The organism is Streptococcus mitis SK564, from assembly GCF_000148525.1.
GTDB lineage: Bacteria > Bacillota > Bacilli > Lactobacillales > Streptococcaceae > Streptococcus > Streptococcus mitis_H.
On the sequence record NZ_AEDU01000021.1, the window covers coordinates 24,976 to 38,667 of the forward strand.

The following is a 13,692-nucleotide window of genomic DNA, read 5'->3' on the forward strand; positions in this document are numbered from 1 at the left end:
TTTTATTTTGCTCTTAGAGCAATAGCTAGGAGAGGAATCGCACCTCTCTACGCTACCCTAGCTTGTTTGGCTTCTTCAACCTTTTCAAGAACTAAGATTGTAAGAGCCATTTCTTGAAAATCTTTATCATCAAATCCGATAACATCGCCGTAAACTCTAATTGTTGTCAATAGTGTGTTATACAATTCGTACATATCATCTGACGATAGTTTTTCACGATCTAGGATTTCTCCTAGTTTAAGTGAGCGTTCTCTGCGGTTCTTAACTTGTAAGATTTCTTTCGCTAGTGCGATTTGTTCTTGTGTTGTAAGTCCTTTATTCATTGTGTTTCCCTCCGCTTTGTTTTTGTTATTTCCTTAAGCTTGATTTAATTATAGCACACGTTTCGTGGGCTGTCAACACTTTTTTTACGAAAACACAAAAAAAGTTTTCTTTTCGTGGGTTTTGTGTTATACTTTACTTATGAAAATAGAAAGGGGATTCAATCATGGATAAAGAACAGATTGCGATTGTTATAGGCGAAAAAATAAAACAATATAGACTCGCAAATGGTTGGACTCAACAAGAATTGGGTGCTAAGATAGGCATAAGTAAAAACGCCATTGGCAATTATGAAAAAGGGTTTAGGTCTCCTAAGAAAAACACAATGTTTGATTTAGCAAATGCTTTTAATGTTTCTATTGATGACCTCTTTCCTCCTATCCAAAAGGATACTCCCCCTACCACTTCTCCAATCCAAACCATCTACGACCAACTAGAACCCCCTGGACAAAGAAAAGTTATCACATACGCTGAAAAATTACGTGACGAACAAGAGAAACGAAGAAAAGAGAAGATAAACGAAGTATCGGAGAAAGTTATCGACTTGTACCAAGTTGAGGTTGTATCTGAGACGGCTGCAGCTAGCGGATTTAACTATGGATTTGGTTACGACGATACAGACAGAGAGACTATAGAGGTTGACGAGCGACCACCACGTCACGATATTGCTACCAAGGTCAGCGGAGACTCCATGCAACCTGACTACCAAGACGGAGACATTCTCTATTTAGTAGATAGAGGACTGACTACCTACAACGGAGATTTGGCAGTTATCGCATACGGAGACCGTTCTTACTTCAAAAAGATATACACCGAAAACGGACGCTTACGCCTAGTGTCGCTCAATGACAAGTACGAAGACATCATCCTAGACTTCCCACCAGCCGAAGATACACACATCAAGATCTATGCAGTTGCTGGGGTGTATAAAGGAGGTGCTACCTATTGAGTCGTCAACCAAAATGGAATAATAGAAAACTTATCAATCACCTAGCTTCTAAAGATGTTACCTTCAATAACATTTCTATAGGTCAAGCAATAACTTTCTTGGATAAGAATAACTACTACTACAAACTAGCTGCCTTTAGGAAAAACTTTAAAAAGAAAGATGGTAAATATGTGGATTTAGATTTCTCGTATTTACAGGATCTTGCATCTCTTGATATGAAAATCAGAGCTATACTTTTAAACATAGCAATCGATGTGGAACATTTTATTAAGGTTGAACTTTCTCGCCAAATAAACAATAATCCGCAAGAAGATGGATATAGCATTCTGACTGAGTTCAAAAACTCGCAATACAATAAATATTACGAGTTTACAAAGAAAAAATTCAGAGAGTCACGTTATCAAAACGCTATGTTTAATAAAAGAAAACATGATTATCCATATTGGGCATTGCTAGAACATATGGACTATGGTTGTCTCATCAAATTCGTAACATTCTACTACCAAAAACACGGATGTAAATCATTAAAAAAAGCTTCAGAATTAGGTGATGGAGCTAGACATATAAGAAATGCCTGTGCCCATAATAGCGTTTTACTACTTAATGTGTTTGAAAAGGATGATAAATTATCAAACGTTAACGCTGTTATTACTACTTTTGCAAAACAAGTCGATGTAATCAAATACAAAAACTATAAGAAAGTAAACGATTTAATTTCACTTCTAGTATTGGCTAAAGCTTATTGCTCTCCTGCAGTACTAGACTACCAAAAACAAGCTATAGACAATTTTATAGTGCGCTGCCAGAGGAATCAATCAGCTTATGCTAAAAATGTGGAATTAACAAAAATGATGGTTGTATTCAAAAAAATCGTTGACATCTTATAAATAATTTGATACTATGGATATAGTGTAAGACTGATTTAGTTCAGCGCCCTATAATAAATGCGTGCATTTACAAGGGAATCCATACCATAGAAAAAGTCGACTAGTTCCTAGCCGGCTTTTACTGTTTTTAGAAAATATATTCTACAAAGGCAGTAACTGTTTCCATTTTGGAAACAACTCAAAAAATCCCCACACTCGCCATCGCCAAATTTTGAGTGTGAGGATTTAACTTTCCATCAAGCAAGCAATGGAAAGGATGATAAAAAAATACAACTATAGTTTATCATAAGTTCTACACCTTTTCAACTATGCGGGCAAGCAATCGAAAAGAAAGGACTTTTTATGATAAAAAAATATATTACAAAAAAAGGAGAAACTAGATATCTCTTTCAAACATATCTGGGTATAGACCCTGCAACTGGAAAAGAAAAACGCACAACACGACGTGGGTTTAAAACCATTAAAGAAGCTAAAGCAGCCGAACGTGACCTTCTCTTAGATGTTGAAGAAAATGGTTTTTCAAACAATGAAGATTTCCAGAACCCTACTTTTGCTGAAGTCGCTGAGTTATGGCTTGATAGCTATAAGAGCACTGTAAAACCAACAACTTATCAGAATACTAAGAAGAAACTTGATGTTATGATTGACTCATATTTTACAGATATGAAGATTCAACAGATCAGTGTAGCTTATTGTCAGAAGGTTGCTGTCAAGTTAAGTAATCGCTATATCCTATATGCCAATTACTACTCTGTAATCAGCCGTATTTTCAAGTATGCCACTTCTATTGACATCATTAAGTCAAATCCTTTAGACAAGATTATCAAGCCTAAAAATAGGCCATTAAAGGGCAAAGAAAACTACTATACAAAACAGGAACTAACCGAGTTTCTTAAAGTTTACAAAGCAAATTGTAAACCAGTAAACTACACTTTTTTCCACTTACTCGCTTTTTCTGGATTGAGAACTGGAGAAGCAATTGGCCTCATGTGGTCAGATGTTGACTTTGAAAATAAGTTGTTAAGCATTTCTCGCACGGCTGTCGTGATTGGTAAAAAACAAACTGTTCAGGATCCTAAAACCAAAAGGAGTAAGAGGGTTATCACCTTAGATGATGAAACTCTGAATGTATTAAAACTCTGGAAACGACAGCAAATAAAAGAATATTTCCAGGCTGGTGTGCCTTATAAACATGATTTGAATTATATTTTTACGAACAATGACGGGGGATGGCTTTTAGCTGCAACTATGAAAGTGAAACTTTTAAGATTCTTTCGTAAACACAATAATCTTAAAAAAATTTCGCCTCACGGGTTTAGACATACACACGCTTCTCTCCTATTTGAAGCTGGTATTACAGCAAAAATTATTTCGGACAGATTAGGTCATAATAATGTTCAAACTACCCTTGATATGTATACCCACATCAACGATAATCAACGTGTTGAAGTCGTTAATCAGCTCATGGATTTCATCCGATCCAGCTAAAAGTATAGTCGTATTCAATTTCGTATTCAATTTTACTTAACACGCTAAAACCCTAATGATTTCAAAGGATTAGCAAGCTATGTACTATTTATGGTATAATGAGAGAATGAAATACCCAAAAATTGATTTAAAAACCGTTCGTCTGCAGGCTAGACAATTTCAATCTGAAAATCCCCGCCTCTTTCTCGTCTATCTCTTACCTAGTATACTGGTCATCTTGTCTGGCTTCCTCAATCCCTTAGAGCGCATCAACGAGAGTGTTTTAGAACAACCCTTTGTAAGCGTGTTTGGCCATGTATTCCAAGCCTACCTTTTTCCACTATTAGTCTCCTTTATCGGAGCTATTCTTCTAACCAGTTCAGTCTATACAACCCTAAAACTCATCAAGAATCCAGATACAGAACTATCCGTCAAAAATAGTCTTACTCTCTTTAACGAAGTACACTTTTCACAAACCTTTTTGACTCTACTTCTCAAACGTTTCTATCTCTTCTTATGGAGCATTCCTAGTTTGCTTGGGATTTACCTCCTTTTTTACAGTAGCTTTCTAGCAAAGAAATTCGTTGCAATCCATCCTGAATTTCCCAATCTGGATCTCACGTCAATTGAAACTGAACGTTTCCTCATGACCTTTGGTCTTTACTTTCTAGCAAGTATCCTCTTGATGATTGTCGGAAATAGTCTCTATATTCCACAATACTATGCCTATTCGCAGGTAGAATTTCTCCTCTGTGACACCCTAGACTTAGGACAAGCCAAACCAGGACAAATCCTTAAAACCAGCCGTTTCCTGATGAAAGACTACAAATTTCAGCGCTTTATTCTAGACCTACAACTCCTTCCTTGGTACTTCCTCAACTGGATTACATTTGGAATTGCTAGTTTCTCACTCCTACCCTACATTCAAATCAATAAAATGATTTTTTACCGAGCAGTATTGGCTCGAAAACGTCCAAAAGCTTGAAGGTAACCCCTCAAGCTTTTTTCTATCAATGAGTTTCTCCACCTACCAACTTGAGATCCTGATCTCCATGTTCTATAATGGCGCCGATTGCCGCTTCTATCCCTCGCCGAATATCCACTAAACTCATAGCTGGGGTAGTCGGTCTGTTCACCACCTGTTCCATCATATAAGGAATATGCATAAAACCTGCCTTAACATGTGGAAATTTCTTTTCTACCAAATAGAGGGCCTGATACATCAAATGATTGCAGACAAAAGTACCTGCTGTATTGGAAACAGAGGCCGGCAAGCCCTCTTTTTTTATAGCTTGAACCATCGCTTTAATCGGCAAACTACTAAAGTAGGCCGGAGCACCATCTGGACGAATAGGTAGGTCAATCGGTTGATTACCCTCATTATCAGGAATGCGTGCATCATCTTGATTAATAGCTACTCGCTCAGGTGTCAAGCTAGACCTTCCACCTGCTTGGCCGATACAAAGGACAAAGTCAGGTTGATAGCGGTTCATCTCTTCTTCCAATACTTGAGCCGATTTGTGAAAGACTGTTGGCACTTCTAACCAACGGACCTCAGCACCATGGATTTCAGCTGGTAAATCTTTAATGGCCTCCAAAGCTGGATTGACCTTTTCCCCTCCAAAGGGCTCAAAACCTGTCACTAATACTTTCATTTCTCACTCCTCAAAACAAATTCAATGAGACTTTTTCTTAAAAACAAGTATAACATATTTCCCTTATTCTGGAGTGAAAAGGACTAGTGAGGCTAGGATTGCTCTTTGATACTCAATGAAAATCAAAGAGCAAACTAGGAAGCTAGCCACAGGCTGTACTTGAGTACGGCAAGGCGACGCTGACATGGTTTGAATTTGATTTTCGAAGAGTATGAGTTTATTTAAAGAGTAAAATACTCATCAAGGTCAAAATAGCTGGTCCACCTTGCTTCAAAATAATTTTCTTATCTGCTGTAAGAGAGCCATAAGTCGCCGCACCAATCACAAATAAGATAAAAATAGTCACAATTTCTAAATTCTGTGAGAAATAAATACCATACAAGATAAAAACTCCTAGCAGAGCATTATAAATCCCTTGATTTTTAAACAATGAACTTACTGACGGACGAGCCAATTCTTCCTTGTCCATGTTAAAGACACGACTAGTCGCATCTGATTACGTTGCAATACTTTCCAAATAAAAAATGTAAAAATGCTCCAAAGCAACGATTGTTGCTAAAATGATTGTCATAATTGACATCTATTTCTCCTTAAATTTCTATATTTTCAATACCCAAAACCAATTTATTTAATAAACGGCTGAGTTCTGTTCTTTCAGACTCTGTTAAGATACTTTCCATCTCTTGCTTAACCTTGATATGTTGCAGAGGGGGATTCACTACTAACTGCTCCTTGGCATACTTCGTAGCCTCTACCAAGACTTCTCGCTGATTTTCAGGATTACGATGACGCTCCACCAAACCTTCCTTTTCCAAAATCTTGAAATGTCGGGTCAAAGCAGCCTGATCAATCTTCAAACGCTCCTGAACTCCCATTTGATTACAGGGAGAATTCTCCAGCAAAAACAGTAAAATCTGATACCGTGTCAAACTAATCCCAAGCCTTTTTTCAAACAATTGCGTACTCGCTTGCTCAGACAAGCGGAGTTGATACAGTAAATCTTGAATCTCTATCATTTCTTCTTTCCTTTTGTTGACTTATCAATAGTTGACCAATCAATTATAATATAAAGTAAAATAAATTGCAAGAATCATGCTTCAATCATTACAAAATGGTAACTTCCCATTCATATTGACAAAGAAAAAACGAACGAGAATCGCTCTCTATCACGAAAGCTAGATCTCATTCGTCAAAATGATATTACCAAGTCTGATTTATCCATTCATGGAAACGTGAACGTGGTCATAGTGGTTTTCTGTCACACTACCGCGGTCTGGCATTGGGTTCCAAGTATTAGCTGGCCCATATTTGCTATCGAATGGAGCATAGAAACGTTGTTTCCAAATAATGTAACTAATTCCACGGCTGGCCATATTTTGAATAGCATATTCCGCAATCTTATCCCCTAGTTCTGAGCTTTCTGGTACCATAAAATCGATAGCCAAACCTTTTCCGTGATCTCCACTGTCTCCTGGACGGTAACCACTAAAGGATGTGATACCAAACAAGTTGGCAATTTCTTCTTTAAAGGCAGCCGTTTGTGGTTGAAGGCCTGCATTTTCAGATTTCGCTACTGCAAGTCCAGCATAATCAGGCGCAGCTGGAGCTGCGTAAGTTGCTGAAACTGTTTTCGTCTCTTCTGGTTGATAAGTAGAAACTGCTGGTGTAGCTTCACTTGATGATGCTTCTTTTGCTCCTTCTGAACTTGTTGCAGTTGTTTCGGTTGCTTTTTCTGCTACTGGAATTGTAGTTGTTTCCACTGCTGACTCAGTTTGAGGGCTTTCTTGTGCTTCCTGCTTCTCAGCTGGAGTCGATTCCTGAGGAGCTGCTTCTTCAACTGGACTAGTTGTTTCGGCTGCTTGCTTCTCTGAAACAAAGTTTCCTGTAGATGGAGCGACTTCTTCTGAACTTGCTACTACTTCTTTTGTACTTGTAGTTTCTACCGCTTTTGGCGCTTCTGCAATCGGTTGAGAAAGGTCTGCAACCTGAACAGTTTGATCATCAACCGTCACTTGATTGGTTGTCAAATCTGCTGTCGCAGTTGTCACTTCTTCACTAGAGTCTGCTTGAGGAGTTTGGATTTCAACTTCTGTTACTTCTTCAGCTTCATTGACAGTCGTTGTCAAAACAGTTTCTGGGAAAATCAAGTCCATATTAGTGATTTTATTCAAATTCGCAAGAACTGTGACATCTACACCCAAGGCTTCTGCAATGGTGCTCAAGGTATCACCATACTGTACTGTATAACTTGTTTTGTTGTCCGTTTTAGTCAAATCATTTTGGATTTGCTCAACACTACGTGCAGTCCAAAGAACTTCTTCTGCTTGAGTTGCCAATACTGGGGCAAATGACAAGGCTACCGTTGACGCCAATAATATTCTTTTCTTCATTCTTTCAAATTCCTTTCAAATGAGTACCTGTCTATGATAACACAAAAAATGCAGAAAAAAAGCCCTCTCGGGCCTATTTAACAGAACTGTCTATTCCTTGTAACAAACTCGGTTGCTTGAAATAGTTTGTTAGGTCTCTGTCACAAAACTGACACAATCTTTTTATTCCTCAGCCTCAAAAATACGGGAAATATCTGCTAACGCTTGAATCCTGTGATTTCCTTCATAAGTCGACTCTAAAAAGTTGATACTTTGAATCCCACTATTCTGGGCAAATTCCACATCCAGAGTCCGATCCCCTATATAATAGGTTTTCTCAGGATCCAACTGATATTTATCTATCAGATAGGTAGCCGCTTCTGGACTTGGCTTCCGCTCAAAACCACTCTGACTGGTTAAAATCTCTGTAAAATAGGATTCCAAACCCAAGTCTCTGAGAATGGTAAGAGCATTGTCTCCCTTATGAGTGTAAACAAACTGCTGCATTCCTGCTTGGTCTGTCCAATCCAACACCTCACGCGCACCTGGCATTAAGACTACCTGGGCATTCTTTTCAGCCAGACTCTGAGCACGCACCTGATTTAGCACTTCCACATCCAGTTTTCTCTCTTCCGCCACCTGCACAAGCAAATCCTGCACCGAATACTTGAGGATAAACTCTCTTACCTTTTCCTTATCATAAGGAATAGCAAACTGACCAAAAGTTTCCTCAATCCCTGACAAAATTGCTTCGTAAGAGTCCAATAAAGTCCCGTCTAAATCCCAAATAAAAGCTGTTTTTTGCATTTCCTATCCTTTCAAGCTCATATAGCGCTGGTAACGATAGTGTAGAAATAACCAGCGAAAACCATTATCCAAGAGAGTCCCTGCCCAAATACCAGGCAAGCCCCAACCAAGCACAATCCCCATCAGATATCCTGTTCCAATGCGGATACACCACATTCCTATACTTGTCACATAAAAGGGAAGCCGAGCATTTCCCAATCCCTGCCAAACTGCCGTATAGATGACTGTTCCTATCGTCATAGGAGTTCCTAGTAGAGAGAAAAGTGCCACCAAAACACTAGCTTCAACCGCTAGAGAATCAGTCGTATAGAGATGAGTTAGTGGTATACTCAAAGCATAGATACTGAAGGTCAAGGGTAACATGAGGACCAGAGAAAGCCAAAAGGTTTGCTTGCTCAAACTAGCTACTCTTTCCCAATTATCCTCTCCAACTGCTCGGGCCACTAGCATGACCGTTGCCGTAGCGACGCCAAAGGCAGGCATGTAGTTAAACTGGGTCAAAACTTCTCCGACCGCATTTCCCGCCACTGCCTCTGTCCCGAAAGACACAACCAAGGCAATGATAACGACATCACCAGCCCGCATCATGAGCCGCTCTCCAGCTGCTGGCAAAGCTAAGGTCAATAGTTCCTTATCTAAACCAAAAGTCGGTTTCTCAAAAGGCAACTTTAATTGCGACCATAAAATCACAAGACCTACCAAACGAGACAGAATAGTCCCCCAAGCAACACCCGCTATCCCCATATCCAGTACAAAAATAGCTAGACTGGAAAAGAGAATATTCAAAGCATTTGACAAGAGACTAATATAAAGAGGCAGACGTGGATTATGCGTTGCACGAATCAAGGAACCCAGACTGGTCACCAATCCCAAAAGAACAATCGATCCGCCTACCAAAGATAGATAGAGTCCACCACTTTCGGCCACAGTCTGTTCAGTTCCCAAAAGTCCTATCATCTCTTGCCCAGCGAAGATGGACAAAGTTCCTAAAAGGAAACTTAATAATAAGGTAATCTTCAACGCCTCAGTCACATGATAGGCTAGCTTAGACTGATCCTTCTGCCCCAAACTTTTTGAAATAACACTGGAAATAGCAGCTCCCAGAGCGATAAAAATCGCCTGATAAATCGTGATAATATTGCCAGCTACTGAAACACCTGAAATAGCGATTAAGCCCAAGTGAGCAACCAGATAACTATCCACCATCCCCATGAGCATCTGCAAAAAGTTTTCGCCCATAGCTGGCAAGGCAATATTAAGAATGTCTTTATTTTTCTTAAACAATCCTTCCTCCTGATGAAAAGAAACTCAGTTAGTTTCCCAACCGAGTTTACTCCCTCTGTCTTAAAGTCCTAGATAAGCCTCAACGGCTGCTTGCATGTCAGCAGCCGCCACAGTTGTCTTATGACGAACTGGAGCTGTTTCAAGGCCATCAACTGCTGGCGGCACTGCCACTCCTGAAATATCATGTAATTGAGCCAAAGCTTCAAAGTCGCCAAGCCCTGATTTTCCAGTTACAGCTTCTACTGCAACCACTGGGAACTTGTATGGACTCGCTGTTGAAGCAATCACTGTCTTAGTCACATCGCCAGTAGCCGCTTGGTATTTCTTATAAACTGCCGAGGCAACTGCCGTATGTGGATCCTCGATATAAGAATCTGACTCATAGATACGCTTGATTTCTGCTGCTGTTTCTTCCTCAGTCGCATATTCTGCTGCAAAGAGGTTAAGAATCTCCGCATCAAAGTCTGTCAACTCATATTGTCCTTGCTTGTTCAAGGCATTCATGAGTTCAGCTGTTTTAACCGCATCATTACCCAAAAGATGGAAAATCAAACGCTCCAAGTTTGAAGATACCAAGATATCCATAGATGGGCTAGTTGTTACCTTAAACTCACGTTTCTTATCGTAAACACGTGTCTTGAAGAAGTCTGTCAAAACATTGTTGTCATTTGAAGCACAGATCAATTTACCAACTGGAAGACCGATTTGTTTAGCATAAAAAGCAGCCAAGATATTTCCAAAGTTTCCTGTTGGTACTGTGAAGTTGACCTTATCACCAGCCACAATCTCACCAGTCTTGACCAACTGAGTATAGGCATAAACATAATAAACAATCTGTGGCACCAAACGACCAATATTCATAGAGTTTGCTGATGAAAATTGCAGTTTATTGGTAGCCAACTTTTCACGAAGAGCCACATCGTTAAACATATGTTTCACATTTGTTTGGGCATCATCAAAGTTACCATCAATAGCGATAACATGAGTATTGTCGCCAGTCTGAGTGGTCATTTGCAACTCTTGTACCTTGCTGACACCATCCTTTGGATAAAAGACGATAATCTCAGTACCAGGAACATCCGCAAACCCTGCCATAGCAGCTTTCCCAGTATCACCAGATGTCGCTGTCAAAATAACGATTTTGTTCTCCAAGCCATGTTTCTTAGCAGCAGTCGTCATAAAGTATGGCAAAATAGACAAGGCCATATCCTTAAAGGCAATCGTTGAACCATGGAACAGTTCCAAGTTATATTGGCCGTCTAATTTCACCAAAGGCGCTATAGCTGGAGTATCAAATTTGCTATCGTAGGCATTGTTGATACAGTAGTCCAACTCCTCAGCTGTAAAGTCATCTAAAAATGCTGACAAAACAAGCTTAGCAACTTCCTGATAAGAAGCATCTTTCAATTTGTCAAAGTCCAAATCTACCTTTGGATAAGTAAGCGGTGTAAACAAACCACCATCCGTTGCCAAACCTTGCAAAATTGCTTGGCTAGCAGTTACTGTATTATTGGCATCACGCGTTGATTGATAAACTAATGTCATTACTCTCTATCCTTTATCTATAGTCTCATCCATTATATCATGATTTTTCAGAAAATTCTCCCTTTATAAGAAAAATTATAGGCTCAATTCTTCTTTCAAAGGCTGTAAGTAGGTCATTTCTTGCTTATTTCTCATCTCCAGTCCTTCCTCAGCTAGCATGAGTAAGTCTTTGGAAATTTCAATAATCGCAGTCTCTTCCGGTTCTGTAAGCTTTTTCTTAGAAAATTGTCGTCTTAAAAACTTGTAATTACGACCAAATGCTTTAAAGAAAGGTGCTGTTTCTAAGTAAGCTTCTAACTTGTCTAAATTACACAACAATCCCAAGTGAAAGGCAGCAGAAGCAAAAGTCCTATCAAGTGGCTGTGTACACACACTACGAAACTCAACTGTTCCTCGAGTCGTTAAGTCTTGGTACTGGTAACTACGATGAGTTTCAAAATCCTTCTCTTGAGGGTAAATAAGAATCTCATCCCCATTAAGAGCATATACTTGGATTTCAGATGTAGCCAAATAGTCCCTAGCCTGAATCGGATAAAAATAATAGGTTTGTCCATCACGTTCCGCAGTAAAAATTGCAGAATGATCTAGATAGTCAAAAAAATCAGCTTCATCATTAAAGAGTCTAGCATTAACCCCAACATTCTCTGTATAGATACCATGCATGGATTCTTCCCAGAAAATATCCCTTGAAATTTTCGTATCCCAATCCGCACCTGTAAACTCAGAGTTTGCAAATAAATAAGCCTTAACTGCTTCAATTTGGGTAAAAGCATTAATCACTCGTAAGTAGTTAGACTTTGAAACATCCAACTGAACCTGACTCCCACAAATAAACGCTCCGTATTCAGGGAATTGATGTAAGTCTGATTTAGTCACATTTCTACTCAAATTCAAATAATCCATCAACATCTGATAGCGTGGATAAGCCACTGGACAATTCTCATTTTTATCCCAGTTAGGATGAATACCGCAGTCAACGATAGCATGATTGGATTCGCCTAATTTTCTCTGAATTACATACATATAATTATTAAAACGATTTTCGACCTCTTGAATTGTTTCGGCCTTACCAAATGCAAACTCAATCGTTGTATAGGAAACTTCAAATAAAATAGCATCCTGACTTACTGGCTCCACTAACTGAATAGGAGTCCCAAAATCATCTACCTTTTCGACAGTAAAATCCAAAGCAAAAACTAAATATCGGAATAAGTGTTTGATAACTTCAACATCTGTGGCATCCCCTTCCAAATTTACAACAGGATATTCCAGCTCAATCCCGACAAACAATTCTGGATTTTCTTTAATATTTTTCAGATACCGATGTTTTAATAAATCGATAGAACGAGACATACTATCCTACTCTTTCTTAATCTAAATCAAATTTGAATAACTATTATTATACCAAAAATAATACAAAAAAGGAACGAAGATTAACTACGTTCCTAACTCTATACTATACCGGCGGCCGGGGTCGAACCGGCACGTCCTTGCGGACACTGGATTTTGAGTCCAGCGCGTCTGCCAATTCCGCCACGCCGGCAAATAGTAACTGGGGTAGCTGGATTCGAACCAACGCATGAGGGAGTCAAAGTCCCTTGCCTTACCGCTTGGCTATACCCCAATAATATAAAATAGGCGAGTGATGGGGATCGAACCCACGCATGCCAGAGCCACAATCTGGTGTGTTAACCACTTCACCACACCCGCCATAATTCTATTAACACGGGCAGTAGGAATTGAACCCACACTGAAGGTTTTGGAGACCTTAGTTCTACCTTTAAACTATGCCCGTAAAATGGAAGGGGAGGGATTCGAACCCCCGAACCCGAAGGAGCGGATTTACAGTCCGCCGCGTTTAGCCTCTTCGCTACCCTTCCAAAATATATAAATGGCGCGAGACGGAATCGAACCGCCGACACATGGAGCTTCAATCCATTGCTCTACCAACTGAGCTACCGAGCCTTATTGCGGGAGCAGGATTTGAACCTACGACCTTCGGGTTATGAGCCCGACGAGCTACCGAGCTGCTCCATCCCGCGTTAATAAAAAAGGAGGATGTGGGATTCGAACCCACGCACGCTTTTACACGCCTGACGGTTTTCAAGACCGTTCCCTTCAGCCGGACTTGGGTAATCCTCCAAAATAGTTCATACGGGAATAAACCCGTGTCCTCTTAGTGAAAAGATAATATTTCAATCCTCTAATAATGGACTAAACACTATGGGCACGAGTGGACTCGAACCACCGACCTCACGCTTATCAGGCGTGCGCTCTAACCACCTGAGCTACGCGCCCAAGTTAAAAACTTGGTACAAAGAACAAAGTTCAAAGCGGGTGACGAGAATCGAACTCGCGACAACAGCTTGGAAGGCTGTAGTTTTACCACTAAACTACACCCGCTAAAA

12 protein-coding genes, 10 tRNA genes and 1 pseudogene are annotated in these 13,692 nt (G+C 39.8%); 4 read left to right on the plus strand and 19 right to left on the minus strand.

Going from position 1 to position 13,692, the window contains the following annotated elements; translation table 11 throughout:
* Positions 1-47 precede the first annotated feature (47 nt).
* Positions 48-323 carry a hypothetical protein gene (locus tag SMSK564_RS09460; protein ID WP_001032557.1) on the minus strand — a complete coding sequence of 92 codons (276 nt, stop codon included), beginning with the start codon at positions 321-323 and terminating at the stop codon, positions 48-50.
* Between the two features lie 164 nt (positions 324-487).
* Between SMSK564_RS09460 and SMSK564_RS09465 the strand changes: the two genes are divergently transcribed.
* From SMSK564_RS09465 to SMSK564_RS09480, 4 genes are all read left to right on the plus strand, one after another.
* Positions 488-1,270 carry an XRE family transcriptional regulator gene (locus SMSK564_RS09465; protein WP_000356925.1) on the plus strand — a complete coding sequence of 261 codons (783 nt, stop codon included), beginning with the start codon at positions 488-490 and terminating at the stop codon, positions 1,268-1,270.
* Positions 1,267-2,157, plus strand: a complete 891-nt coding sequence (locus SMSK564_RS09470) for an Abi family protein (protein WP_000089905.1) — start codon at positions 1,267-1,269, stop codon at positions 2,155-2,157. Before SMSK564_RS09465 ends, SMSK564_RS09470 begins: the two co-directional genes overlap by 4 nt.
* A gap of 342 nt (positions 2,158-2,499) precedes the next feature.
* Positions 2,500-3,645 (plus strand): site-specific integrase, encoded by a 1,146-nt coding sequence (locus SMSK564_RS09475; protein ID WP_000592964.1) that lies wholly within the window; start codon positions 2,500-2,502, stop codon positions 3,643-3,645.
* A gap of 106 nt (positions 3,646-3,751) precedes the next feature.
* On the plus strand, positions 3,752-4,609 hold the full coding sequence (locus SMSK564_RS09480) for a DUF975 family protein (RefSeq protein ID WP_000876926.1): 858 nt from the start codon (positions 3,752-3,754) through the stop codon (positions 4,607-4,609).
* Between the two features lie 25 nt (positions 4,610-4,634).
* Here the strand turns inward: SMSK564_RS09480 and pcp are convergent, their stop codons facing one another.
* From pcp to SMSK564_RS0102765, 18 genes and pseudogenes are all read right to left on the minus strand, one after another.
* Complete coding sequence (pcp, locus tag SMSK564_RS09485) at positions 4,635-5,279, minus strand: pyroglutamyl-peptidase I (protein ID WP_000866918.1); 645 nt, start codon at positions 5,277-5,279, stop codon at positions 4,635-4,637.
* Between the two features lie 217 nt (positions 5,280-5,496).
* Positions 5,497-5,859, minus strand: a pseudogene (locus SMSK564_RS09490) (DUF1304 domain-containing protein).
* Positions 5,860-5,869: 10 nt separating this feature from the next.
* Positions 5,870-6,295: a MarR family winged helix-turn-helix transcriptional regulator gene (locus SMSK564_RS09495; RefSeq protein ID WP_000570118.1), complete on the minus strand. Its 426-nt coding sequence runs from the start codon at positions 6,293-6,295 to the stop codon at positions 5,870-5,872.
* A gap of 198 nt (positions 6,296-6,493) precedes the next feature.
* Entirely contained in the window at positions 6,494-7,669 is a 1,176-nt protein-coding gene (locus SMSK564_RS09500) for a LysM peptidoglycan-binding domain-containing protein (RefSeq protein ID WP_000746061.1), read from the minus strand.
* Between the two features lie 162 nt (positions 7,670-7,831).
* Entirely contained in the window at positions 7,832-8,455 is a 624-nt protein-coding gene (locus SMSK564_RS09505) for an HAD family hydrolase (RefSeq protein ID WP_001172840.1), read from the minus strand.
* 3 nt (positions 8,456-8,458) lie between these two features.
* Positions 8,459-9,739, minus strand: a complete 1,281-nt coding sequence (locus tag SMSK564_RS09510; protein WP_000473989.1) for an MATE family efflux transporter — start codon at positions 9,737-9,739, stop codon at positions 8,459-8,461.
* Between the two features lie 60 nt (positions 9,740-9,799).
* A complete protein-coding gene (thrC, locus tag SMSK564_RS09515; protein ID WP_000177125.1) occupies positions 9,800-11,284 on the minus strand; it encodes a threonine synthase in 1,485 nt (494 codons plus the stop codon).
* Between the two features lie 75 nt (positions 11,285-11,359).
* Entirely contained in the window at positions 11,360-12,637 is a 1,278-nt protein-coding gene (locus SMSK564_RS09520) for a glutamate-cysteine ligase family protein (protein WP_000091375.1), read from the minus strand.
* A gap of 106 nt (positions 12,638-12,743) precedes the next feature.
* A tRNA-Leu gene (locus tag SMSK564_RS0102720) sits at positions 12,744-12,827 on the minus strand.
* Positions 12,828-12,836: 9 nt separating this feature from the next.
* Positions 12,837-12,908: transfer RNA gene (locus SMSK564_RS0102725), tRNA-Gln, on the minus strand.
* A gap of 13 nt (positions 12,909-12,921) precedes the next feature.
* Positions 12,922-12,994, minus strand: a tRNA-His gene (locus SMSK564_RS0102730).
* Between the two features lie 14 nt (positions 12,995-13,008).
* Positions 13,009-13,079: transfer RNA gene (locus SMSK564_RS0102735), tRNA-Trp, on the minus strand.
* Positions 13,080-13,083: 4 nt separating this feature from the next.
* Positions 13,084-13,164: transfer RNA gene (locus SMSK564_RS0102740), tRNA-Tyr, on the minus strand.
* A gap of 12 nt (positions 13,165-13,176) precedes the next feature.
* Positions 13,177-13,249 (minus strand) — tRNA-Phe (locus SMSK564_RS0102745).
* Between the two features lie 3 nt (positions 13,250-13,252).
* Positions 13,253-13,326 (minus strand) — tRNA-Met (locus tag SMSK564_RS0102750).
* Positions 13,327-13,336: 10 nt separating this feature from the next.
* Positions 13,337-13,426: transfer RNA gene (locus tag SMSK564_RS0102755), tRNA-Ser, on the minus strand.
* An 82-nt stretch (positions 13,427-13,508) separates the two neighbouring features.
* A tRNA-Ile gene (locus SMSK564_RS0102760) sits at positions 13,509-13,582 on the minus strand.
* A 34-nt stretch (positions 13,583-13,616) separates the two neighbouring features.
* Positions 13,617-13,687 (minus strand) — tRNA-Gly (locus SMSK564_RS0102765).
* Positions 13,688-13,692 lie beyond the last annotated feature (5 nt).